Below are 22838 nucleotides of genomic sequence, written 5' to 3'. Positions count from 1 at the left end.
GTGCATTGATGAGTAAAGTTCAAGAAAAATATCAAATATCTCCTGTCTTTGTTTTCTTCTTAATTCACGGTGCACAGTTTGGTGCTGGCGTTCTCGGCTTCGCTCGAATCATCGCAAAGGCCGCTGGATACGACGGATGGATGGGCGTTCTAATCACGGGACTCTGTATCCATCTCCTTATATGGATGATGTATTTTTTATTAAAAGAAACAAATGGAAATTTAATTGATTTACAAAGGCAAACGTTCGGAAAGTGGATAGGGAATATCTTTAATATCATCTTTGCAGCTTATTTTTTAAACGTCAGCATTTCGGTTATTCGAACATATGTTGAAATTATTCAAGTATGGATGTTTCCTACCGCTTCCACCTTTATGTTAACACTCTTTTTATGCTTAGTTAGCTATTACATTATCTCTTCTGGATTTCGTGTCATTACTGGCATTTGTGTCATCTCTGTTGGTGGTACATTAGGATATTTATTTCTAAGCTTATTCGTTTTGAAATATTCACATTGGGATAATTTACTACCTATATTCACACATTCTTTTTCAGACATTTTAAAATCCGCTCAACTGTCAATCTACAGTATGACCGGTTTTGAGATTTACCTCATGGTATATCCATTTGTGAAAAAGCCTATGCAATCTCATAAATACGCTCAGCTTGGAGCACTATTTTCAAATCTTCTATATTTATTTAGCACCCTTTTAGCCTTTGCATTTTTTAGTGAAAAACAATTGTTAAAAACGATATGGGCACAACTTTCTATGACCCAAGTCATTCAATTACCATTTATAGAAAGACTCGAATATATTGCAATTTCAGGCTACGCACTCGTTATTATTTCAAGTTTTATCCTCCCTTTATGGGCGTCAATGAGAGCAACTCATGAAATATTCCGTGTAAAACAAAGAGGGGTTTTAATCGCTTTTATCCTTATCACCCTCATTGTTTCACAACTTTTAACAAACAGACACGATATTAATAACTTTATTAGTAATGTATCAAAGGTTAGTTTTTGGCTCATTTATGTATACATCCCAATCCTATTTATTATTGTGTGGGTGAAAAGAAAATGGAAAAAATCAAAAGCACAAGCAAATTAATACTTATTTCTTGTATAACATTCTTCAGTCTAATTGGATGTTTACAAAAAAATATTATCGACGATGTACAACTTATTCAAGGATCCGTATTTGACGTTGCAAAAGGCAACAAAGTAAAAGTGACATTCGTTTGCCCCATTCAGAAAAAAGGAAATAAAGTTCAAGTTTTTGAAGGAACTGCAAATGCGGTAAAACAAGTAAAAGCAGATACATCATTAGAATCTTCTCAACCTTTTGCTAGTGGACAAATGCGTGTCGCTCTATATACGATAAGACTTGCCAAAACAGGAATGTCTACTTCATTCGATACATTACTTCGAGATGTGAATATAGGGAACGCTTTATATGCCGCTTTATTAGAGGGGAATGGTACTGAACTTTTAAAAGGCAAATATTCCACTTCATACAACGTTGCAATTTATATAAAAAAGTTGTTAGAACATAATATGGAGACCGGTCCTTTACCAACGGATAATCTGCATGTAGGAGCATTTCGTTATTATCAAGAAGGGCAAGACTACTATATTCCCATTCTAAAGAAGCATGGTGATAAAATAAAAATCACTGGAATTGGTCTTTTTAAAAAGGATAAATATATCGGTAAAATTGCGGAAAAAGATATGTTCATATTTAAAGGACTATTAGAGAAACATAAATTAGATTCACATGAATTTAAAACAGATTCTGCGTACGTAATGATTAATAATATTCGTTCTGTTCCAACTTACGATATAAAAATTAAAAACGGAAAGCCTTCTTTTTTCATTCACGTTCGTCTTGACGCACGTATTCAAGAACTATCAAAGCAAATTAACTTAGAAAATAACAAGAACACAAAAAACATTGAAAAAGATGTCCAAAAACAATTAGATAAACAAGCTGCTAAGTTAATTAAGCAATTTAAATCTTTAGGCGTCGATCCTCTCGGGCTAGGTGCAAAGTATAAACAACATTATCGCCCATTCAAATTAGAAGAATGGAGACAAATGTATAAAGATGTTCCAGTTCATATAAAATACACCGTGAATATTACAAATTCTGGTGTAATTGAATGAGAAATGATTGAACTCCTCTCTCCAGCATGATACAACGGAGAGAGGAGTTTTTATTTTAGATAGAGAGAGAAGATATTTATGGGGGAGCTTATGTCTAAAAAATTAGTAAAGCCTATTTTAAATGGTATTTTATTTCTCGGCGTCTTTTTATTTGCTCATACATACTTAAAAAATGTTTCCTTCACACGTTACTTGCTTGTCGTTATACCAATGTTACTCGTCGGTATTTTTGGCATCGATCTTATTTCATCGCTTTTAATAAAAAAAGAAGAATAACGAGCGAACATCTTATTTCAATAAGATGTTCTTTTCATTTCATAATCACCTTATGTTACAATAAACTTCGGCATAACGTAAGAAAGGATGAAACAACATGACAAACGAAAAAGGTTTAGATAAAGGATACGAACTTGTTGCGAAAATGCATGAAGTATTCGGACATCCTGTGACAAATACTCCAACAAAATTAACAGAAGAGCGTGCAAAAATCCGTGCAAGTTTTATGCAGGAAGAACTAGAAGAATTTCTAGAGGCAACGACTGTTGAAGATCAATACGATGCACTGATTGACCTTATTTACTTTGCATTCGGAACGTTTGCAGAAATGGGCGTACGTCCAGATAAAGGATTCGAAATTGTAAACAACGCCAACATGGCAAAACTATTCCCTGATGGGAAGCCTCGATTCCGTGAAGGCGACGGTAAGATTCTAAAGCCAGAAGGCTGGCAAGCACCGGAACCACAACTTCGTGCTGAAATTGAACGTCAGCGTCAAGAAGCTGAAAAAAACTGCTAGGATTTCCTAGCAGTTTTTTATTATGGCTTTTTTTCTGCCAATCATTAATGACCCACGTGCCCTGCGTGTCCTGCTGCTCCACTAATACTAGCTGCTCCTGCTGCTGCCCCTGCTCCTCCTGCTCCAATTCCACCTGTCCAAGGAGAAGATTGTTGTTGTTGTTGATATTGCTGATATTGTTGGTGCTGTTGGTGCTGTTGGTGCTGTTGACCTTGGTGTCCATGATGTTGGCCTTGGTGTCCATGATGACCGTGTTGGCCTTGATGACCTTGGTGATGGTGGTGTCCATGATGACCATGTTGGCCTTGATGACCTTGGTGACCATGTTGGCCTTGGTGAGTTTGATAAAGAACAGCTTGCGGATGAATGTGGTGGTGACCGTGGTGATGTACTTGTTGCCCCTGATGACCATGTTGACCTTGATGGTGGTGATGACCATGATGGCCGTGTTGACCTTGATGGCCGTGTTGACCTTGATGGTGGTGATGACCATGATGGCCGTGTTGACCTTGATGGTGGTGATGTCCATGATGGCCGTGTTGACCTTGATGGTGGTGATGTCCATGATGGCCGTGTTGACCTTGATGGTGGTGATGATGACCATGGTAGCCGTGAACTACTTGCGGATATCCACCTACTCCTCCTGCTACAACACCTACTCCCGGTACAGGAAATCCTGTCTGTACTCCTCCAACGAAAGATGGAAATGCAGTTGGTACACCTACTGGTACTCCTCCCGCTGCTCCGCCAACAAATGTTGGGATTCCAGTTTGCACTCCGGCTACCGATGATGGAAATCCTCCTGTTAATGTTGGAATTCCAGTTTGTACACCCGCTACTGATGTAGAAAACCCTCCAGGTGTTCCGCCCATCCAGCTCGGAATTCCACCGTATCCTTGTTGTCCTCCTCCCATTAACATCATTTGTTCATAACTATCCGATCCACCCCCGAAGAAACCATGTGGTGCATTATTGTCCATCCCTTTCATTCCTTTCACCTCTTCTACTCAATTTAGCCTACCTTTTTTATCATATTTCCTATAGAAGAATAGGTGTTTGTCTGCACTAGAATTCCGCTTCTTTTTCTTCATTCATGATAAAATTAATTAACTGAATATTTTTTCTAGGAGGTATTTATATTGAAGAATGTAACAAAGGCTTCTATCAATGATTTAGATTCAATCGTCCATATAGATATTGACGTAATTGGAAACGATAGTAGACGAAATTATATTAAGCACACTATCCGTGAAGGCAGATGCATCATTGTAAAAGAAGAAAATTCTATCTCTGGCTTTCTAACATACGATACAAATTTCTTTGGTTGTACTTTCCTCTCATTAATCATTGTTTCACCAACTAAAAGAAGGCGAGGCTATGCAAGCTCGTTAATCTCATATATGTTAAGTCATTCTCCTACTCAAAAAATATTTTCTTCAACGAACGAATCGAATGAAAGTATGCAGAAAGTATTTAACTCGAATAGTTTTATACGTAGCGGAATAGTTGAAAACTTAGATGAAGGTGACCCTGAAATTATTTTCTATACAAAAAAGCTCAGAGCATAAACGCTCTGAGCTTTTTTAAATGATTTAGTTTGCAACAACGTTAACAAGTTTTCCAGGAACAACAATTACTTTACGAACTGTTTTCCCTTCAATTTGGTCTTGAATTGCTTCAAGTGCAAGTTGTTCCATTTCTTCTTTTGATGCGTCTTTACTCATTGTTAGTTTTGCGCGAACTTTACCCATAACTTGAACAACGATTTCAACTTCATCTTCTACAAGTTTAGACTCATCAAATGTTGGCCAGCTTGCATATGTGATTGTTTCATTGTATCCAAGTTTGCTCCATAGCTCTTCCCCGATATGAGGTGCAACTGGTGCAATCATTTTTACGAAACCTTCTACATATTCTCTTGGAAGTGTTTCAGCTTTGTATGCATCGTTGATGAATACCATCATTTGAGAAATCGCTGTGTTGAAGCGAAGCTCTGCATAGTCTTCTGTTACTTTCTTCACTGTTTGATGGTAAGCTTTTTCAAGCTCTTTATTTGGTGCGTCAGTAATTTTCTCACTTAATTCACCGTTATCTTGAACGAATAGACGCCATACGCGGTCTAGGAAACGACGAGCTCCGTCAAGACCATTTTCAGACCAAGCGATTGAAGCATCTAATGGTCCCATGAACATTTCGTATAGACGAAGTGTATCTGCACCGTGGCTTGCTACGATATCATCAGGATTTACAACGTTACCTTTTGATTTACTCATTTTCTCGTTGTTTTCACCTAGAATCATACCTTGGTTGAATAATTGTTGGAACGGTTCTTTCGTTGGAACTACACCGATATCGTATAATACTTTATGCCAGAAACGAGCATATAGTAAGTGAAGTACAGCGTGCTCTGCACCACCGATATAAATATCAACTGGAAGCCATTGTTTTACTTTTTCAGGATCTACAAGTGCTTCGCTATTGTTTGGATCGATGTAACGTAGGTAATACCAACAGCTACCAGCCCATTGCGGCATTGTATTTGTTTCACGACGACCTTTTTTACCAGTCTCAGGATCAACAACATTTACCCACTCGTCAATGTTAGCAAGTGGTGATTCACCTGTACCTGAAGGACGAATGTTTTCTGTTTTCGGAAGAACTAATGGTAATTCCTCTTCTTTCACAGCTGTCATTGTACCATCTTCCCAGTGAATTACTGGAATTGGCTCACCCCAGTAACGTTGACGGCTGAATAACCAGTCACGTAGACGGTACGTTACTTTTTGATTCCCTGCGCTCGTTACTTCAAGCCATTCAATCATTTTTGCGATTGCTTCTTCTTTATTTAAACCATCAAGGAATGCTGAGTTTACGTGTGCACCATCACCTGTGTACACTTCTTTCGTAATATCTCCGCCTTTTACAACTTCCTTCATTGGAAGATTAAATACTGATGCGAATTCATAGTCACGCTCATCGTGAGCTGGAACTGCCATTACAGCACCTGTTCCGTAAGTTGCAAGAACATAGTCAGCAATCCAGATTGGTAATTTCTCACCGTTTACTGGGTTAACTGCGTAAGCACCAGTGAATACACCAGTTTTTTCTTTCGCAAGTTCTGTACGCTCTAGATCACTCTTCATTTTTACAGCGTTAATGTAAGCTTCTACCGCTTCTTTTTGTTCTGCTGTTGTAATTTCTGCAACAAGTGCATGTTCTGGAGCTAGTACACAGTATGTTGCACCAAATAATGTATCAGGGCGTGTTGTGAAAACTGTGAATTTCTCGTCTGTACCATCGATGTTGAAGTGTACTTCTGCACCTTCAGAACGACCGATCCAGTTACGTTGCATATCTTTTAAGCTTTCAGGCCAATCAAGCTCATCTAGATCTTCTAATAGACGATCTCCGTAAGCTGTAATTTTTAACATCCACTGTCTCATCGGACGACGCTCAACTGGATGTCCACCACGCTCACTCTTACCGTCAATGATTTCTTCGTTTGCAAGTACTGTACCAAGTGCTGGGCACCAGTTTACAGGTACTTCATCAACGTAAGCTAAGCCTTTTTCAAATAGTTTTAGGAAGATCCATTGCGTCCACTTATAGTAGTTTGGATCTGTTGTATTTACTTCACGGTCCCAATCGTAAGAGAAACCTAATGATTTAATTTGGTTACGGAACGTATTAATATTATGCTCTGTAAATTCAGCTGGGCTGTTTCCAGTATCAAGTGCATATTGCTCTGCTGGAAGCCCAAATGCATCCCATCCCATTGGATGAAGAACGTTATATCCTTGCATACGCTTCATACGAGATAAAATATCTGTCGCTGTATAACCTTCTGGATGTCCTACGTGTAAGCCTGCACCTGATGGATATGGGAACATATCTAGTGCATAAAATTTTGGTTTTTCTGTCTCATCTGGCGTACGGAATGTTTTATTCTCTTCCCAGTACCCTTGCCACTTCTTCTCAATTTCTTGATGATTAAAGCTCATGAGATACCCTCCTTGAAATTCTATTTATTTTCACCGCCCAAAATACAAAAAACCTCTCATCCCTAAAAAGGGACGAGAGGTTATAGATTCCCGCGGTACCACCCTAAATTAATGTACAAATATACATTCGCTTAGATCCGTAACGTGGATTAACGGCAATTGCTACTATTAGTTTCACAACTGCAACTCAAAGGCGAGTTCATAACGAAACGTGGATTGACTTGCACCGACCGTCAACTCTCTAAACCAGCTTCTATTACTACTACTCCTTCTCACTGTTATTACACATATAAGTTACGTGAACTATCCTTCACCTAGTATCTCTTAAGAGCTTACTTAAAGCGAGGACTTCTCGGTTAATCGTTACTCTTAATAACTAACGAATTCATCTTAAGACAGCCGAGCTATCTCCCTTGTTCTAAAGGTTGTTTTATTTAAATATATTCTAAAACATGTTACATGTTCCGTCAAACTAAACTGCAATTTTTTCTTCAACTGTTTCTTCTACTTTTACTCGTTTATCATAAATGCTCGTTGCTATAAGCGCTACTACAAGCATTACCATGATTGCTATAAACAATACTTCCATATTGTATAAATCCACAATTGCTCCGCCAACGACTGGCCCGAACATTTTCCCTACAGTCGCCGCACTATTTACAACCCCTTGATAAAAACCTAATTTATCTTTTGGTGCAAGTATATTTGCAATCGTTGGAACCGCAGGCCATACAAATAATTCACCTATTGTTAATGTTACCATCGCAACGAGGAACATCGTAAATTGCTGCGCTTGGCTTAACACAATGAATGACGCCGCAAAAATGAAAATCCCAATCATAATTTGCTGTTTTAAAGAACGCTTCATCCAACGAATTAGCATACTAACAAGTGGCTGTGCACAAACAATCATTGCTCCGTTTATCGTCCATAATAAACTATAGTGACGAAGGCTAATATTCAATTCTTGCATATGTGTTGCAATCGCTCCTTGCCACTGTACGTATGTAACCCAGCATAAAGCATATGCTACACACACGATAAGAAGTGCTTTAAATCCAGGTGTAAGTGACCACCCTTTTTTCGTTTCGACTTCTTTTTGCACTCCTGGCTCTTTTTTGTCTTCCATACCGCGGAATCCAATAAAAGCAATTAAGAAGAAAACAAAGTATAAAATAAAGTTCGCTAAGAAAATATAATCAAAACGATACGATGCAACTAATCCACCACATGCTGTTCCGATCGCAATACCAACATTTTGTCCAACGTACATCGCATTAAATGCCCGTCTTCCGCCTTCTGGCCAAACCGTACCAACCATCGCATACATCGATGGGAAGACCATTCCAGAACCGAAGCCGATTAACGCTAGCCATACAACATATAACGGCCAACCGTGGAAGAACACAAGACCTAAAATTGATACAAGTGTAATCACAATCCCTACTAAAGTTGATTTATAACCGCCCCATTTATCAAATAAAACACCGCCGAGCAAGTTTCCGATTACACCAGTAAGCGAGTTGATCATTAATACCATTCCGGCCACAGATAAAGATTTTCCTAGGTGATCATGTAAATAAATTGTATTAAAAGGCCATAAAAAAGAAGCACCCGTGACATTAATAATCATCCCAGCTACTAATAGCCATACTTTCCTTGGCATAGCTTCCCCTCCTATTCTATTTTTTTCGTTCATATATATAACAGTAAAATTGTAGTCGTTTTTAAATAGGAAGGCAACTGATTAATAGTTGATGAAATTCAGATAATAGTTCGTCGGTAAATGAATTTATATTGGTTGCTTCTTGGATTATATCAGCGATTATCAGAATATATCGGCGCAACTACAAATATATCAGCGATTATTAAAATATATCAACTTACCGACAAAAAACGACAACAGTAACAATATATAAAAGGGTAGACTGCATGAAATTTTCATGCAGTCTACCCTTATTTGTACTATCCAACTTCCTTTTCTCGCTTCACACGTTCTTTATCACTCCATTTAAACACCTTATCTAGTAGCGAGTATATTCTCCCAGATTCTTTCGTCAACAAAGGTCCTAACGATGCTAATATTAAAACATACAAAGCTGAGAACGGTTTAATCGCTGCCATTAAGCCACCCGCAATTCCAATATTCGCGACGATAATAGAAAATTCTCCGCGTGATACAAGTGTTAAACCGATATTCGTAGAAGCCTTATGCGATAACCCAGCTTTACGCCCCGCAACCATTCCAGCAGTAAAATTACCGATAAGAGTAATGAAAACTGCTCCTAATGCCAACCACACTGCTCCGCCAAGTGAAAATGGGTCTATACTTAAACCGAAGCTGAAAAAGAATATAGCTCCAAAGAAATCACGAAACGGAACGACAAGCTGTTCAATTCGATCACTATGCTCTGTTTCAGAAAAAACGAGTCCTAGTAATAATGCTCCAATTGCCTCTGCAACATGAATCGTTTCTGAAAATCCTGCTACAAAAAACAAAATAGCGAATATTACAATAATAAAAATTTCATTGGACGAAATATCTAACATTTTATTTAAAAACCGTGTAGCTTTTCTAGCAACTACAAAGAATAGTAGCATATAACCTACTGCGATTAAAATAGATGTAAGAGCACCTACAAATGATGTTGCCCCTCCAAGTACTAATCCTGAAACGACTGATAAATATACCGCTAAAAAGATATCATCAAACATAATGATTCCTAAAATTAGCTCCGTCTCTTTATTACCAGATCTTCTTAAATCAACAATTACTTTCGCAACAATTGCACTCGATGAAATTGTTATGATCCCAGCAATAATTAATGTTTCTAATAAGGGGAAACCCATTATATATCCGTAAAGTAAACCTAATATAAAATTAAGCGATATATGAACAGTTCCCCCAAAAGCAATTGATTTTCCTGATTTAATTAATTTTTTAATTGAGAATTCTAAACCTAAGTAAAATAGGAGGAATATGACGCCAACACGGCCGAGGAAGGAAATAACTTCTCCACTTTCAATAAATCTTAAATCGATAAGCCCTAAATCTGGGGCATGAGGCCCCACTAGCATACCGAGTATAATAAGAAACGGAATAATCGAGAACTTTAACTTTGCAGCGAGAATAGCTACAAAAGCGACTAATACTAACGCAGTTCCAACTTCAAAGATTAAAGTATCCATCGATTATGAATCCCCTCCTACTGAAAGCAACTCATTAATAATTCTTTTCACTTCATGTCTCGCGCCTGATAATACGAGCATATCGCCAGCTTCAATGATAGAATCTGGGCCTGGATTAAAGAACTTCTTCATATTCTTTTTCAAAATGGCAATAATCGTTACGTTATATGTGTTTCGAACATGTAAACTACCAATTGTTTTTTGTACAACTGGTGCATTATTTTCCACCTTAAACCACTCAATTGATAATCCCTCAAAAGCCATTTCAATCGTATCTAAAGCTTGTGGCCTATATACCATTCCGCCCAATATAGCTGCAATTTGTCTCGCTTCAGAATCACGAAGAGAGACGCTTGAAATACTCTCTTCATGATCAGCATCAAAATGGTACATTTCTCTTCGGCCATCATCATGAATAACGATAACCATCTTTTCATTACCTTTTGTAATCACTTCAAACTTACATCCAATACCCGGCAGTTCACTCTCTCTAATATTCATATTTTCCGCCTCCTAATTTTTTAGTTACGGCTTTTATAAATCGACATCAATCTCCGTTTTAAAGCTCTCATCCTTTGAGATACCTAAATACTTTAGTGTCTCTGATGGAGTCGCGTGATGAAAATGTTTTTGCAATAGTGCAATCGCTATCCCTCTTTTGTACGCATGAAATCCGAACGTTTTTCGCATTGAATTCGTTCCGATTTTACCAACAACTCCAACTGCTTCTGCAGCATTATGAATTACACGATACGCTTGTTGGCGCGTAATTGAATTTGGCGTTTTATTAGATTGGAATACGTAATTTTCTCTTTTAACGCCAATAGATTGTACGTAATCTAAAAGCGCTTCTTTTACTTTTGTATTTAAATAAATATCTTGTTTAAATTTTTCATCTTTCACAGGAAGAGCATAAAACTCTTTAACAGTCCCGTCTTCATTTAATACATCTTCAAATTTCATGCTAAGTAGTTCTGTAATTTTTAATCCTGTGTTAATTCCAATAACAAATAAAAGATAATCTCGCTGGGAGTGCTCTTTTAAATATTTTTTCATAGCCTCAATTTGGCTTATATCTTTTAATGCCTCTACAACTTCCATACATGTATTCTCCTCATCTTATGAACGGTAATTTTCTCATTATGTTGTCCATTTTACCTTATCATGCTATGAGATTTCCATGTGTTATCCATTATTTTCACAATATACTCAGGTGGTTCTGAAAACTTTCAATGTGGAAACTTACGATTGTATAAATACGTTGCGGTAAAAAAATGTGGGGATAAAAGTTCAGCTTCTTTCTACAGATTGGATTCCTCCTTTCCTTATACAGCTACTTCTACTTTTATATTACGTTACTTACTTACATTATATTATACATTTCAGTAACATTAAAGTGTTTTTTCTGAAAATAATAAAAACCGAGCGTTTTTGCTCGGTTTTTATTATTAATCTTCTTTCGGAAGAACAATTCCTTTATACAATTGAACTGTAATGAAGTAATAAATCGCATAAATAACTACGAAAATTACGATTGGTATCCAAATACGGAAGTACGGATCGATTAAAATAAATCCGAAAATATTCATACCAACTAATACGTGAGCGATACCCACAATTGCTGGGAATAAGAATACTAAGAATAGCTCTTTATAAATCGATTTCGTTAATAACTCACGGCGCACACCGATTTTACGAAGCATTTGATAACGCGTAATATCTTTTGATGCACCAGAAAGAATTTTAAACATAAGACAGCTTGCCATCATTGCTAAGAACGCAATTCCAAGGAAGAATCCCATAAATACTGTTCCACTCGCAATGCCATAGAACCCACTATAAGCTTGATATTTACTATCCATTTGTTCAGCTTTTACATTTTTATATTTATCTAGCTGCAACTCGTCAAGTTTTTTCCATTCTTTTTTATATGTTAAAAAATCATCTGTTTTTCCGATAAATGCTATACCTTCTTTACCATTTATCCCATCATACATTTTTTGATCTACAATTTTAATTGCATGATCATTGTATAAATAATATGGATGGATTGTACTAAAAGCATCTGTCCATTCCGCTGAAAGTTCTTTAGTATTCGCATCTTTTTGATTCATCTCTCTAGAAACTGCACCTACCGGTAGTTCCTCTGAAACTTTTTTCGTATTTACTAAATCCTTCATAGACTTCATCTTTGCCATATCTTTTACGAAAGGACGATTTTTCTCTAAATCTTCTTTTACATAGTAAACGTATTTATCATCAACTTTGTAACGATATTCGCTTTTCTCTTTAAATGTAATACCATCTAAAATTTTCTTTTCTTCAGCTGTTGGATTATGAACTACTGAATCATATATTACTAAACCATCTACCATTTTTATAACGTTATTTTTAAATGCCATACCACCTGAAATTGCACCAGCTCCAAGTGCAACTAACATTGCCACTGTTGCAAGTACTTTTGTTAAACTATTAATTCGGAAGTTTAATTGTGCAAATGTAAAAGCATTAAGTCCTTTTTCACTACGCTTTTTATTACTTTTTAACTTTTTAATAATGACTGGAAGAAGTGAGCCAAATAGCATGTAAGTACCAGCTGTCGTTGTAATTAATGCAATAAGGATTCCCATCTCTTTTAGTTTTTCCATATAGATCATAGATGCATAACCTATACCTAATAAAATAACAGCAAGGAATGCCACTACAACTGTCTTTTTACCTTTTACTGCAACACGCTCTGTTTGTGCATCTGCATGTACTAGTTGCAATACAGAAATACGTGACAATTTAATACTGTTCATAATTGCTGATAATACAAATAGTGCAAAGAAGAAGATGCAAGTAACAGTCATAGATGGTAGATAAAATGCTTTATACCCTTCACCAGCAAATTCAAGCTGTTTCATTAATAACTGTCCAATACCTTCTGCAAGTCCTACTCCAACTGCAATCCCGATTGCAAGAGACGCAGCACCTAATACGATTGTTTCAATAAACATAAGTAATGTAACTTTATGTTTTTTCGCACCTAACATCATATACATACCGAACTCTTTTTGACGAAGAGATAATAAGAAAGAGTTTGCATATAAAATGTAGAAGAACGTTATAATTGCTAATAAAAATGATCCTGCTTGGAATACGAATCCAATAGATTTAATCACTGAATTAGATTCTAAAAATGCTTTATTCAGTGCTAACGTTTGGAACATGTAAAAAATTGAAATCGACATGACAAGACCGACAAGTAAGACGATATAATCTTTCAGCTTACTTTTCAGCCCCGACATGGAAAGTTTAAATAACATACTGGAACCTCCTTTCTTACGCCTTTTGTGTACCTAAATCTGCAAGTACATCTAAAATTTCTTTGTAGAACTCTTCACGCGTACCACCGCGATGAATTTCTTTATATAGCTCACCATCTTGAATGAATAAAATACGCTGACAGTAACTTGCACTATATGGATCATGCGTAACCATCATAATCGATACGCCTTGATCTTTATTTAAGTTTGTCATCGCATCAAGTAAACTCGTTGCATTTTTAGAATCAAGCGCTCCTGTTGGCTCGTCCCCTAAAATAATTGCCGGCTCATGCACTAAAGCACGCGCTGCTGCTGAACGTTGTTTCTGTCCACCAGATACTTCAGATGGATACTTTTGAAGTATTTCTGTAATCCCTAACATATCCGCTACTTTTTCTACTTTCGGTCCAATATTACGTGATGCGACACCTTGAAGAGAAAGTGGAAGTGCAATGTTTTCATAAATAGATAAGTTCTCTAATAAGTTAAAATCTTGGAAGATAAATCCTAATTTTTGCGAACGGAAATCTGAAAGCTCACCTTGCTTCATTTTTGTAATATCCGTTCCCGCAATTTCAACAACGCCGCCCGTTGCCTTATCTAACGTTGAAATTACATTTAATAATGTCGTTTTACCGGAACCAGATGGTCCCATAATTCCAACAAACTCACCCTCTTGAATTGAGAATGAAACACCCTTTAACGCGTGTGATTGGTTCTCACCTTTTTTACCGTACACTTTTTGAACGTTTTTCACGTCTACAACTGGTTTCGTCATATATATCCTCCTACGCTTGTTTTTCCATTACCTATTTTGCGCTTTTTAGAAGTGAACTGCTATTTGTTAACATTACAATTACCTTACACTTTTGTAATATAAAGAAGGTGGGCGTGTAAGTTTGGCTTTTACTACTAGTTCGCATTTCGACATAGTAAATCGGTAAATGAAATTATATCGGCGATTTTTCAAATATATCAGCGGTTCTTACACTTTTATCAGCGATTTTTCAAATATATCGGCGATTCTTACACTTTTATCAGCGATTACCAAAATATATCGACTTATCGACAAAAGATGACAATAAAAATAGGCTGTTCCGCGAAAGGAACAGCCCACTGATTAAAGTTTCACTTTATTTCTTTAAAGGTGTTACCGTCCAGTACGTAATAACACGCCAAACCCATTCTAATGGACCCATTTTAAAGATTTTCATCCAAATTACACTAAACACAATTTGAATTGCATAAATTGCGATACATACATATAGCGTCTGCATGTATGTTAAGTTACCTGCAAAGTTAAATACACTACCAGCAATTAAAATCATTGCCGTTTGTCCGATATAATTTGTTAAAGCCATACGACCGTAGTATTTCAATGGTGCTAATAATGTTTGAACTGGTTTTAACTGAAGTAATAAAATTAATGCTCCTACATAGAAAGCTGAAATAATTGGTCCAACAGTAATACCAATTTTTAGAAACTGGCTTGCAGCATCCATTGTTCCATCTTCATTCATCAATATCATATTTACAAATGGGCCAGCAGGCACGTGTCCATATTGATACCATACAGCTGCCACACTTAAAACAAACATAATGCCTGTAAAAATAGCGACTTGCTTTATGTTTTTTGAAAGATTTTCAAATACACGATATTGTCCTGCAGCAAGTCCTAATAAAATTAAGCCAAGTGGTAATAGTTCTTTAACTCCCATTACACTGAAGGCAATTGTCAAAATAAGTCCTAGTGCTAGGTTCACTTCTTTTTTCGCTTTATAAAACGGCAAAACGATTAACCCACAAATTGCGTATAACGCTAGTGCTTCTCCAGGCTGAAACATTTGATGAATTAAACCAAAAATAAATAATGCAACTACGCGGCGGAAAAATAGAACATATCCATTTTTCCCTTTCGCAATCGCTCTTGTAATGAAGATATAGAATCCCACTCCAAATAAGAATGAGAAAATCGAGAAGAAACGACCTTCTACAAATAAGTATAGAAACCTTTGATAGCTAGCATCTACTGTATTAGGATCTGGAGTTTTAATATTAAGTAGTGCTAAAATATTTACTAAAATAATCCCCAGTAATGCGAAGCCACGAATGTAATCTAACTCATCAATTCGTTTGTTTGTAATATTGTTCCCCATAAAGCAGCTCCTTGTCCAAAATTTAATCCTCCCTTACTCTACTGGAAAAGGACAATTACAACTATCGGCAAACCTTACAGAAATCTTACACTATTGTCATATAGCAAAATAAAACCAGGTCATATTTCGACCTGGTTTACTCTGATTGTTTTGATTTTTGAGGTTGTCCTTTTTTACTATTACGCTGTTTTACTTGAACAATGGGATCAAGTTCATTCGAAAACTCAGCGTTATGTCCATTTTGTGTTTTTTGCTCTGGGTTATTTTGATCTGAACGTTTCGCCATTACATTCACTCCTTATTAGTGCGGTGTAATAATCATTTGATGTTGCAATTGGCGAATTGCCATACGTGCTCTATTTAATTGCTCACGTTGCTCATCATTCGCATGTTGTTGCATCGTTTGTAAATCGTTATACGCTTGTTCTAATTGTAACTGTGCATCTGAATACTCCATCGTATTGTAATGCTCTTGTCTCATGCCTTGTTCTAATTGTTCTTTTGCATATTCCACCGCTTGTTCCGCTTGTGTAATATACGATTCAAGTGATTGACGCTCTGCCATAATTGTCCCTCCTTGCTTCAATTCCCCTTTAGTGTGTCCCTTCCATCTCTACCTTATGAGTATGTTATAATGGATTTTGTTTCATTTTGACTCGGCTTAGGAGGGAAAATAATGAAGGTTCAAAACCCTTTTCCATATACAAACGACAATAAACGTTATCATACATGGAATTACCATTTACGAAATGAATTTGGTGAAAAAATCTTTAAAGTTTCATTAGATGCTGGCTTCGATTGTCCGAACCGTGATGGTACAGTTGCTTACGGTGGTTGTACATTTTGCAGCGCTGCCGGATCTGGCGACTTCGCTGGTGATCGCCGCGATGATGTTATAACACAATATCATGAAATGAAAGAAAAAATGCGCTCAAAGTGGAAAGATGGAAAATGTATCGCTTATTTCCAAGCGTACACAAATACACACGCACCACTTGAAGTGTTAAAAGAAAAATTCGAACCGCTTCTAGCAGAAAAAGATGTTGTCGGTCTTTCTATCGCAACTCGTCCAGATTGTTTACCAGACGATGTCGTTGAATATTTAGCGGACTTAAATAAACGTACGTATCTTTGGGTTGAACTTGGACTACAAACCGTTCATGAACGCACTGCAAACCTTATTAATCGCGCTCACGATTATCCGTCTTACGTGGAAGGCGTAAATAAATTACGTAAGCACGGCATTAGAGTTTGCTCTCATATTATTAACGGTCTTCCACTTGAAGATTACGACATGATGATGGAAACAGCTCGTGAAGTAGCGAAACTTGATGTACAAGGAATTAAAATCCACTTACTTCACTTATTAAAAGGAACGCCAATGGTGAAGCAATATGAAAAAGGACAACTCGAATTCCTTTCTCTTGAGGATTACGTAAGTCTTGTTGTTGACCAACTTGAAATTATTCCAGAAGACGTAATTGTGCACCGTATCACAGGTGACGGCCCACCTGATTTAATGATTGGTCCAATGTGGAGCTTAAATAAATGGGAAGTATTAAATTCCATCGATGCAGAATTTGTACGCCGCGGAAGCTGGCAAGGAAAATATGCAAATGAGGAGAAACAACAATGAAATTAGAACGTGTATTACCGTTTGCTCGCACACTGCTGCAAACGGCTGTTAAAGAAGGCGACTACGCTGTAGATGCAACACTTGGAAATGGTCATGACACTTGCTTCCTAGCTGAAATTGTTGGGGATAGCGGAAAAGTATTTGGATTTGATATTCAAAAAGAAGCGATTGAAAGCTCAACAACTCGTCTAAAAGAAAAAGAACTTTTTGAACGTACTGTTTTAGTTCACGATAGTCACGATACACTTCTATCCGTACTACCAGAAGACGCAAAAGGAAAAGTAACAGGCGCTATCTTCAACTTAGGTTACCTTCCTGGCGGTGACAAGCATATCGTTACAAAACCGAACTCAACAATTTCGGCAATTGAACAATTACTAGAAGTAATGGCACCTGAAGGTATCATCGTCCTCGTCATTTACCACGGACACCCAGAAGGACAAGTAGAACGCGACGCTGTTCTCAAATTTGCAGAAGAGCTAGACCAAAAACAAGGTCACGTACTGCGATATGGCTTCATTAACCAACAAAACAACCCGCCATTTATTGTGGCGATTGAGAAACGATAAAGTGAAACTTTAATCAGTGGGGGGAATCCCCACTGATTATTAGTTGAACCAATCGGGCATTTATGGGCAGTTTATTTCCCAACTAACTTCTTTGCTCCAGCCGAATTTTAAGGTGGAAGTTTTACTGCCCGTTAATGCGGAGTAATATATCAACGATTTCTCGGATATATCGACGATTCGACAAAACATAACAAAAAAAGACGTGCACTCACTGCACGTCTTTTTGTTATTCTCCTATATAATGGATATATACACTATTTAAAGAAAGAAGGATAGAACTTTGCTAGTAGAACTAAGGGGAATTCAAAAGAAGTATAGCAAATCACTTATACTAGACAACATTGATTTATCCATTCCAGAAGGAGAAGCGCTCGCTATTATCGGCGGGAACGGGACTGGAAAAAGTACTCTGCTCAAAATAATTGCAGGATTTATTTCACCTACGGCAGGGACACTCAAAAGAAAAGAACATATACAAATTGGTTATGTACCTGAACATTTTCCTGAAGGAATTCGTTTTACATTAGCGGATTATTTATTTCATCTCGGCTGCATTCACGGCTTATCAACAACATATTTAAGAAATAAAATTCCGATGCTCCTTGAGACTTTTCACTTACATCATGCAAGACATTCCGTTGTACGAAACTTTTCAAAAGGTATGAAACAAAAAACAGGTATTATGCAAGCATTACTTACGGACGTCCATTTATTAATTTTAGATGAACCGCTTTCTGGGCTCGATCCTAACTCTCAGCAAGAATTAGAACATATTTTACTCTCATTAAAACAACAAGGTATATCTATACTCTTCACATGTCACGAAAAACAACTATTAGAAAACTTCGCCGATAGAATTGTGACGTTAGCAAATCATACAATTGCAGAAAATACCTCTGCACAAAAAGTAGCGGAACAGGTCTATATTGAGGCAATCGTTCACGACACATTTTCAGCAATAGAACTACAAAAGCAATCCGGTTTTATACACGTTGCACACAATGCAAATCAAAATCTTATTCAATTACAAATCGAAAAAGAATATACAAACGAAATACTTCAGTTTTTATTACATAAAAAAGCATCTATCACACTGCTACAACCTAACTTTTAAATCGAAAGAAGGTTTATTATGTTTGCGCTTATTCGTTACCATTTTCTCGACTATACAAAATCGTATAAGTATGTCCCTCCTATTGCGATGTACTTTGTGAGCTTGCTTTTTGTATATACATATAAACCGACTCCTATTGTACCGACATATTTAGAAACAGCTCTCGCGCTTTATTTATTATCTGCCTGGATTACGGTCACAATTTTTCATACTGAAGACCCTGTACAAGAACAAATTACTATTTCTCACACAAATAATATTTCCGCATTATATGTTGGTAAATATATTACAGCTCTTCTCATTTGTACTGTATTATCTTTTATATCCGTAATCTATCCAATTATTTTGCAAATGTTTAATGAAAAAATGACAGTTTCTTTATTTCTAGTCGGATTTCTCTCTCACATGTCTTTCTCTATACTAGGAATTTCAATCGCAACATTATTTACTAGAAATATGATTCAAAAAACAGGCACTGCTTGGCTTAGCCTTACCTTTATATTGCTTATAACGATCGCATCTATCCGGTTTAAAAAAGAGTTATTATGGTTTTTACCACCTGTCGAAAGCTTTCTAATGCTTGGCCAATACAAATATAATATACTGACTCACACACTATGGCTCACAGCTTGGGCTATCGTATATTCATTTTTATTATTTACCTTATTTCTTTTTATCGTTCGCAAAAAACGTTTTTAATTACATATTAAAGGAGACGACACAATGATCGGAATACTAGCAGGAATGGGGCCAAAATCAACTGGACCATTCGTCGATACAGTTGTAGCAGGGTGCCAAACAATATACGGAGCAAAGCATGATATGGACTTTCCTCATATGATGATTTATTCGTGCCCAACACCGTTTTACATGGATCGCCCTATTGATCACGAAGCGATGAAAAAAGCGATTATTGAAGGAGCACAAAAACTTGAAAGTACTGGCGCAAGCTTTATCGCTATGCCGTGCAATACGGCGCATCTTTATTTTGAAGAATTACAGCGTTCTCTTTCTATCCCGATTTTAAATATAGTTGACGAAACGTTACAAGCAATTCCTGAAACTGCAAAAAGAGTCGCTCTTCTTGCAACGGAAGCGACAGTTCAAGCTGGTATTTATCAAGACGGGATTGCAAAACGGAATATAGAATACATTCATTATGAAAAATGGCAAACGATGATTAATCAAATTATTATGTATATTAAAAGCGGAGAAGTTGAAGAAGCTCGCAAATTATGGAGCGCGCTCGTTGTGCAGTTGAAGGATGAAGTAGATACCGCAATTATCGCATGTACTGATTTGAATGTTGTGGCTAGTGAGGATTTTGTTGATTCTTCTCAATGTCTTGCGAAAGCGGTTGTTAGGATGTACTTATCAAATATAAAGAGATCTTCATAAACATAGAAAACACTCCTTCTAAAATGTGTTTTATGTTTAATAAAAATCCCACAAACTTTTAACTTTCTTCACAATTCTTTCAAAGTAATCACACTTAATCTCGCTATATTAAATAAGTAGTTATTCATATAGGGAAGGTTAGGGGAACTGAAAGTATGAAAGTAAATCGTTCGCTTCATTACATTTTTTGGCGTTGGCATTTTTATGCTGGGCTTTTTATTACGCCACTTCTTATTACGTTGTCACTGAGCGGAATTGGGTATTTATTTCGAGAGGAAGTTGAAGATTTCATCTATAAAGATTTATATTTTGGGAAGAGCGCTCAAACAGAATCTATTTCGATGGCTGATTCTATTTCGTTAACAGAGAAAAAATATCCACATTATAGTGTGGCGAAAATTAGTGAGTTTAATGGGGATTATAATACGAGACTTACCATTGCAAATGAGTATACTGGACAACAAAAATATGTGTATTTAGATAGTAATAATCAAATTGTTGGGGATCAAAATGCAAGTGACACGTTTGCCAATATCATGCGGGAATTACATAGTTCTCTTTTAGTTGGTGGCACTGTCGTCAACTATACTGTAGAACTTGCGGCATGCTGGACTATCTTTTTAATCGTGACTGGGTTGTACATGAGTATACGCCAGTTCAAAAACAAACCGGCATCCAATAAGCGAGAAAAAGCAAAACGACGTCATTCTATTATCGGTATTATATTTACAATTCCACTCGTTCTGCTAGTCGCATCTGGATTGCCATGGTCAGGATTTATGGGTAACCAAATTTATAAAATTGCGTCGTCGAATGAATCGCTCGGATATCCGAAATTGTATATGGCGCCGCCTGAATCAAAGGTAAAAGAATTGCCGTGGGCAACAAGAAAAGAAGCTCCGCCTGAATCAAATTCAAATGAACCGAAAGCAATTTCTGTCGATGAATTACAAAAAGGAATTGAAATAAAGAAGCCATATGTTATTTCACTACCAGCTGATCCAAAAGGTGTATTCACCGTTTCGAAATCGAGCGGTTCTGGTATTACAGGTATGCATGTTGCACCAAATGAAGAGATAACAGCTTACTTTGATCAATATAGCGGGGAACTCATTTCAAAAACGGACTATCGTGATTATGGATTACTTGCACAATGGTTCACTTACGGCATCCCGCTTCATGAAGGACATTTATTCGGATGGCCAAATAAAATATTATGCTTACTAACGACATTATCTCTACTACTTCTTATTTATTACGGAGTAAAAATGTGGTTAGCAAGAAAGCCGAAAGGAAAATTAGCAGCACCACCAAAGCAAAGAGATAAGAAAAGCATAATCGTTTTCTTTATCATGATGGTTATACTAGGCGCTGCCATGCCTTTATTCGGACTATCTGTATTAGTGATTTTTGCGATTGAACTTCTTATATATGTATTTTCAAAAATACGATCATAATAAAAAGCATTTGTACACGCGTTGTACAAATGCTTTTTATTTCTCTCTAGATCACTTATCTATCTTCAATGGCATTTTCTTTTTTATTAATAACTTTTTTATCTTTCCATCCAATAACACACTTCCCACCATTAAAATTAAATTCCCCCAATGTATTCACCACAATTTGTACTTAAAACAAATTGTGTACAGCGATTAATAATAATATAAATCCACTTAAAGCTGTGCTAAATTGTCCTAATGTCCAAGATCCAATTTTTACATTTGCAACTTTTTTTCCTAATTTAACTCCTAACCAAACAGTGAAAAAACTGAATACAGCTGCTGATAATGAAATAGCAAATGGAGATAATTTTAATAAACCTGCACCTAGTCCATTCGTTAGAGCATTCATCGATATAGCAATACCAAGAACAATAGATTCAAAAAAACTAATATTCCCTGATCTATCAAGGTCAGCTTTTTCAGGAGATTTTAAATATCCAGTAATAACATTGGAAACAGATTCATCTTCATCAAGTACTTCTTGATTAGCCTTCTTTTTTTGTGGAATTGTCATTAAAATAATTCGTAAACCAATTACAAACAAAAACAATGTACCAATAACGTCAGATAATGTACCTGGAAAAACTTTTGAAATATATTGCCCAAACAAAATACCCATTTCACTAAAAATAAAAGCAATAATTGCAATTATAAAGTTAGCTAAAAAACCTATTCGAATATTACGAATCCCATAAGATAGCCCTACTCCAAAATTATCTATACTAGAGGATAACGAAAGTAATAAAATGGTAATTAAAGCTACTATAGTCATAATTGTCATACTCCTTTTCACAAAAAACAGCAAGTTATTTTCTGGGTTATTGTATGATAGGTGAAAAAAAGTGTTCCTACTTAAGATGAGGCTACTGAAAAAGCCCACCACCTACTATATACAACAGATCGTGGACCCTTTTTATTTTCTGTATACTGATAAAATACGCCATTTTCAAAATAACAAAAAAGACACTCATAAGAGTGTCTTTAACTAAATTAGTGGTTTTCTTC

At 36.4% G+C, this 22838-nt stretch carries 23 protein-coding genes and 1 other annotated feature; of the genes, 11 read left to right on the top strand and 12 right to left on the bottom strand.

The genetic code is table 11. The features are described 5' to 3' along the window. Window positions 1-8: 8 nt before the first annotated feature. The 4 genes from B9A45_RS05595 (at window position 9) to B9A45_RS05580 (ending at window position 2960) form a co-directional block, all read left to right on the top strand. Window positions 9-1109 (top strand): spore germination protein, encoded by a 1101-nt coding sequence (locus tag B9A45_RS05595; protein WP_000049083.1) that lies wholly within the window; start codon window positions 9-11, stop codon window positions 1107-1109. Then, window positions 1079-2164: a spore germination protein GerHC gene (gene gerHC, locus B9A45_RS05590; RefSeq protein WP_000411390.1), complete on the top strand. Its 1086-nt coding sequence runs from the start codon at window positions 1079-1081 to the stop codon at window positions 2162-2164. Before B9A45_RS05595 ends, gerHC begins: the two co-directional genes overlap by 31 nt. A gap of 90 nt (window positions 2165-2254) precedes the next feature. Continuing rightward, window positions 2255-2440 (top strand): hypothetical protein, encoded by a 186-nt coding sequence (locus tag B9A45_RS05585; protein ID WP_000038781.1) that lies wholly within the window; start codon window positions 2255-2257, stop codon window positions 2438-2440. A gap of 97 nt (window positions 2441-2537) precedes the next feature. Further along, window positions 2538-2960 carry a pyrophosphohydrolase domain-containing protein gene (locus tag B9A45_RS05580; protein ID WP_000180554.1) on the top strand — a complete coding sequence of 141 codons (423 nt, stop codon included), beginning with the start codon at window positions 2538-2540 and terminating at the stop codon, window positions 2958-2960. A 44-nt stretch (window positions 2961-3004) separates the two neighbouring features. Here the strand turns inward: B9A45_RS05580 and B9A45_RS05575 are convergent, their stop codons facing one another. Continuing rightward, a complete protein-coding gene (locus B9A45_RS05575; protein ID WP_084063917.1) occupies window positions 3005-3949 on the bottom strand; it encodes a hypothetical protein in 945 nt (314 codons plus the stop codon). A gap of 150 nt (window positions 3950-4099) precedes the next feature. Between B9A45_RS05575 and B9A45_RS05570 the strand changes: the two genes are divergently transcribed. Further along, on the top strand, window positions 4100-4528 hold the full coding sequence (locus B9A45_RS05570; protein WP_141521773.1) for a GNAT family N-acetyltransferase: 429 nt from the start codon (window positions 4100-4102) through the stop codon (window positions 4526-4528). Window positions 4529-4552: 24 nt separating this feature from the next. On the opposite strand, the gene leuS is transcribed toward B9A45_RS05570, so the two are convergent. The 10 genes from leuS to B9A45_RS05515 all read right to left on the bottom strand — a co-directional run bounded on the left by leuS (window position 4553) and on the right by B9A45_RS05515 (window position 16179). Then, the gene (leuS, locus tag B9A45_RS05565; RefSeq protein ID WP_000009466.1) at window positions 4553-6961 is read right to left on the bottom strand and encodes a leucine--tRNA ligase; all 2409 of its coding nucleotides are present in this window, start codon (window positions 6959-6961) and stop codon (window positions 4553-4555) included. 65 nt (window positions 6962-7026) lie between these two features. Next, window positions 7027-7246, bottom strand: a binding site (T-box leader). Window positions 7247-7433: 187 nt separating this feature from the next. Further along, complete coding sequence (locus B9A45_RS05560; protein WP_001137561.1) at window positions 7434-8627, bottom strand: MDR family MFS transporter; 1194 nt, start codon at window positions 8625-8627, stop codon at window positions 7434-7436. A gap of 299 nt (window positions 8628-8926) precedes the next feature. After that, window positions 8927-10150, bottom strand: a complete 1224-nt coding sequence (locus B9A45_RS05555; protein ID WP_084063916.1) for a cation:proton antiporter — start codon at window positions 10148-10150, stop codon at window positions 8927-8929. A gap of 3 nt (window positions 10151-10153) precedes the next feature. Further along, window positions 10154-10651, bottom strand: coding sequence for a cation:proton antiporter regulatory subunit (locus B9A45_RS05550; protein ID WP_016110821.1), 498 nt, complete (start codon window positions 10649-10651; stop codon window positions 10154-10156). Between the two features lie 33 nt (window positions 10652-10684). Next, entirely contained in the window at window positions 10685-11251 is a 567-nt protein-coding gene (locus tag B9A45_RS05545; RefSeq protein WP_000454205.1) for a tyrosine-type recombinase/integrase, read from the bottom strand. 347 nt (window positions 11252-11598) lie between these two features. Further along, the gene (locus B9A45_RS05535; RefSeq protein WP_000897799.1) at window positions 11599-13458 is read right to left on the bottom strand and encodes an FtsX-like permease family protein; all 1860 of its coding nucleotides are present in this window, start codon (window positions 13456-13458) and stop codon (window positions 11599-11601) included. A 16-nt stretch (window positions 13459-13474) separates the two neighbouring features. Further along, window positions 13475-14236 (bottom strand): ABC transporter ATP-binding protein, encoded by a 762-nt coding sequence (locus tag B9A45_RS05530; RefSeq protein WP_000165837.1) that lies wholly within the window; start codon window positions 14234-14236, stop codon window positions 13475-13477. A 355-nt stretch (window positions 14237-14591) separates the two neighbouring features. Further along, window positions 14592-15614 carry a DUF418 domain-containing protein gene (locus B9A45_RS05525; protein WP_053514565.1) on the bottom strand — a complete coding sequence of 341 codons (1023 nt, stop codon included), beginning with the start codon at window positions 15612-15614 and terminating at the stop codon, window positions 14592-14594. Between the two features lie 136 nt (window positions 15615-15750). Further along, complete coding sequence (locus B9A45_RS05520) at window positions 15751-15900, bottom strand: hypothetical protein (protein ID WP_001129340.1); 150 nt, start codon at window positions 15898-15900, stop codon at window positions 15751-15753. Window positions 15901-15915: 15 nt separating this feature from the next. Further along, on the bottom strand, window positions 15916-16179 hold the full coding sequence (locus tag B9A45_RS05515) for a YtzC family protein (RefSeq protein WP_000840871.1): 264 nt from the start codon (window positions 16177-16179) through the stop codon (window positions 15916-15918). A gap of 111 nt (window positions 16180-16290) precedes the next feature. Here B9A45_RS05515 and B9A45_RS05510 point away from each other — a divergent pair, with 111 nt between their 5' ends. The 6 genes from B9A45_RS05510 (at window position 16291) to B9A45_RS05485 (ending at window position 21788) form a co-directional block, all read left to right on the top strand. Further along, the gene (locus B9A45_RS05510; protein ID WP_000868034.1) at window positions 16291-17250 is read left to right on the top strand and encodes a tRNA modification radical SAM protein MnmL/YtqA; all 960 of its coding nucleotides are present in this window, start codon (window positions 16291-16293) and stop codon (window positions 17248-17250) included. Next, window positions 17247-17819 carry a tRNA 5-(aminomethyl)-2-thiouridylate-methyltransferase MnmM gene (locus tag B9A45_RS05505; protein ID WP_084063915.1) on the top strand — a complete coding sequence of 191 codons (573 nt, stop codon included), beginning with the start codon at window positions 17247-17249 and terminating at the stop codon, window positions 17817-17819. The genes B9A45_RS05510 and B9A45_RS05505 overlap by 4 nt, the downstream gene beginning before the upstream one ends. Window positions 17820-18099: 280 nt before the next feature. Continuing rightward, entirely contained in the window at window positions 18100-18933 is an 834-nt protein-coding gene (locus tag B9A45_RS05500) for an ABC transporter ATP-binding protein (protein WP_000959746.1), read from the top strand. A gap of 18 nt (window positions 18934-18951) precedes the next feature. Further along, the gene (locus B9A45_RS05495; RefSeq protein WP_000457775.1) at window positions 18952-19632 is read left to right on the top strand and encodes a hypothetical protein; all 681 of its coding nucleotides are present in this window, start codon (window positions 18952-18954) and stop codon (window positions 19630-19632) included. Window positions 19633-19656: 24 nt separating this feature from the next. Continuing rightward, complete coding sequence (locus B9A45_RS05490) at window positions 19657-20331, top strand: aspartate/glutamate racemase family protein (protein WP_016110824.1); 675 nt, start codon at window positions 19657-19659, stop codon at window positions 20329-20331. Window positions 20332-20486: 155 nt separating this feature from the next. Next, the gene (locus tag B9A45_RS05485; protein WP_053514567.1) at window positions 20487-21788 is read left to right on the top strand and encodes a PepSY-associated TM helix domain-containing protein; all 1302 of its coding nucleotides are present in this window, start codon (window positions 20487-20489) and stop codon (window positions 21786-21788) included. A 172-nt stretch (window positions 21789-21960) separates the two neighbouring features. Here B9A45_RS05485 and ytaF read toward each other — a convergent pair whose 3' ends face one another. Further along, window positions 21961-22605 carry a sporulation membrane protein YtaF gene (ytaF, locus tag B9A45_RS05480; protein ID WP_000156906.1) on the bottom strand — a complete coding sequence of 215 codons (645 nt, stop codon included), beginning with the start codon at window positions 22603-22605 and terminating at the stop codon, window positions 21961-21963. Between the last annotated feature and the right edge of the window lie 233 nt (window positions 22606-22838).

Source organism: Bacillus sp. JKS001846 (assembly GCF_900176455.1).
Classification (GTDB): domain Bacteria; phylum Bacillota; class Bacilli; order Bacillales; family Bacillaceae_G; genus Bacillus_A; species Bacillus_A cereus.
Note: the sequence above shows the minus strand (reverse complement) of the source record. Positions and strands in the feature narration are given on the sequence as shown.

Bases quoted from the DNA above. Each gene is read 5' to 3' on its own strand.
- B9A45_RS05595 (WP_000049083.1), top strand. From the start codon at position 9: ATGAGTAAAGTTCAAGAAAAATATCAAATATCTCCTGTCTTTGTTTTC.
- gerHC (WP_000411390.1), top strand. From the start codon at position 1,079: ATGGAAAAAATCAAAAGCACAAGCAAATTAATACTTATTTCTTGTATA.
- B9A45_RS05585 (WP_000038781.1), top strand. From the start codon at position 2,255: ATGTCTAAAAAATTAGTAAAGCCTATTTTAAATGGTATTTTATTTCTC.
- B9A45_RS05580 (WP_000180554.1), top strand. From the start codon at position 2,538: ATGACAAACGAAAAAGGTTTAGATAAAGGATACGAACTTGTTGCGAAA.
- B9A45_RS05575 (WP_084063917.1), bottom strand. From the start codon at position 3,949: ATGAAAGGGATGGACAATAATGCACCACATGGTTTCTTCGGGGGTGGA.
- leuS (WP_000009466.1), bottom strand. From the start codon at position 6,961: ATGAGCTTTAATCATCAAGAAATTGAGAAGAAGTGGCAAGGGTACTGG.
- B9A45_RS05560 (WP_001137561.1), bottom strand. From the start codon at position 8,627: ATGCCAAGGAAAGTATGGCTATTAGTAGCTGGGATGATTATTAATGTC.
- B9A45_RS05555 (WP_084063916.1), bottom strand. From the start codon at position 10,150: ATGGATACTTTAATCTTTGAAGTTGGAACTGCGTTAGTATTAGTCGCT.
- B9A45_RS05550 (WP_016110821.1), bottom strand. From the start codon at position 10,651: ATGAATATTAGAGAGAGTGAACTGCCGGGTATTGGATGTAAGTTTGAA.
- B9A45_RS05545 (WP_000454205.1), bottom strand. From the start codon at position 11,251: ATGGAAGTTGTAGAGGCATTAAAAGATATAAGCCAAATTGAGGCTATG.
- B9A45_RS05535 (WP_000897799.1), bottom strand. From the start codon at position 13,458: ATGTTATTTAAACTTTCCATGTCGGGGCTGAAAAGTAAGCTGAAAGAT.
- B9A45_RS05530 (WP_000165837.1), bottom strand. From the start codon at position 14,236: ATGACGAAACCAGTTGTAGACGTGAAAAACGTTCAAAAAGTGTACGGT.
- B9A45_RS05525 (WP_053514565.1), bottom strand. From the start codon at position 15,614: ATGGGGAACAATATTACAAACAAACGAATTGATGAGTTAGATTACATT.
- B9A45_RS05520 (WP_001129340.1), bottom strand. From the start codon at position 15,900: ATGGCGAAACGTTCAGATCAAAATAACCCAGAGCAAAAAACACAAAAT.
- B9A45_RS05515 (WP_000840871.1), bottom strand. From the start codon at position 16,179: ATGGCAGAGCGTCAATCACTTGAATCGTATATTACACAAGCGGAACAA.
- B9A45_RS05510 (WP_000868034.1), top strand. From the start codon at position 16,291: ATGAAGGTTCAAAACCCTTTTCCATATACAAACGACAATAAACGTTAT.
- B9A45_RS05505 (WP_084063915.1), top strand. From the start codon at position 17,247: ATGAAATTAGAACGTGTATTACCGTTTGCTCGCACACTGCTGCAAACG.
- B9A45_RS05495 (WP_000457775.1), top strand. From the start codon at position 18,952: ATGTTTGCGCTTATTCGTTACCATTTTCTCGACTATACAAAATCGTAT.
- B9A45_RS05490 (WP_016110824.1), top strand. From the start codon at position 19,657: ATGATCGGAATACTAGCAGGAATGGGGCCAAAATCAACTGGACCATTC.
- B9A45_RS05485 (WP_053514567.1), top strand. From the start codon at position 20,487: ATGAAAGTAAATCGTTCGCTTCATTACATTTTTTGGCGTTGGCATTTT.
- ytaF (WP_000156906.1), bottom strand. From the start codon at position 22,605: ATGACTATAGTAGCTTTAATTACCATTTTATTACTTTCGTTATCCTCT.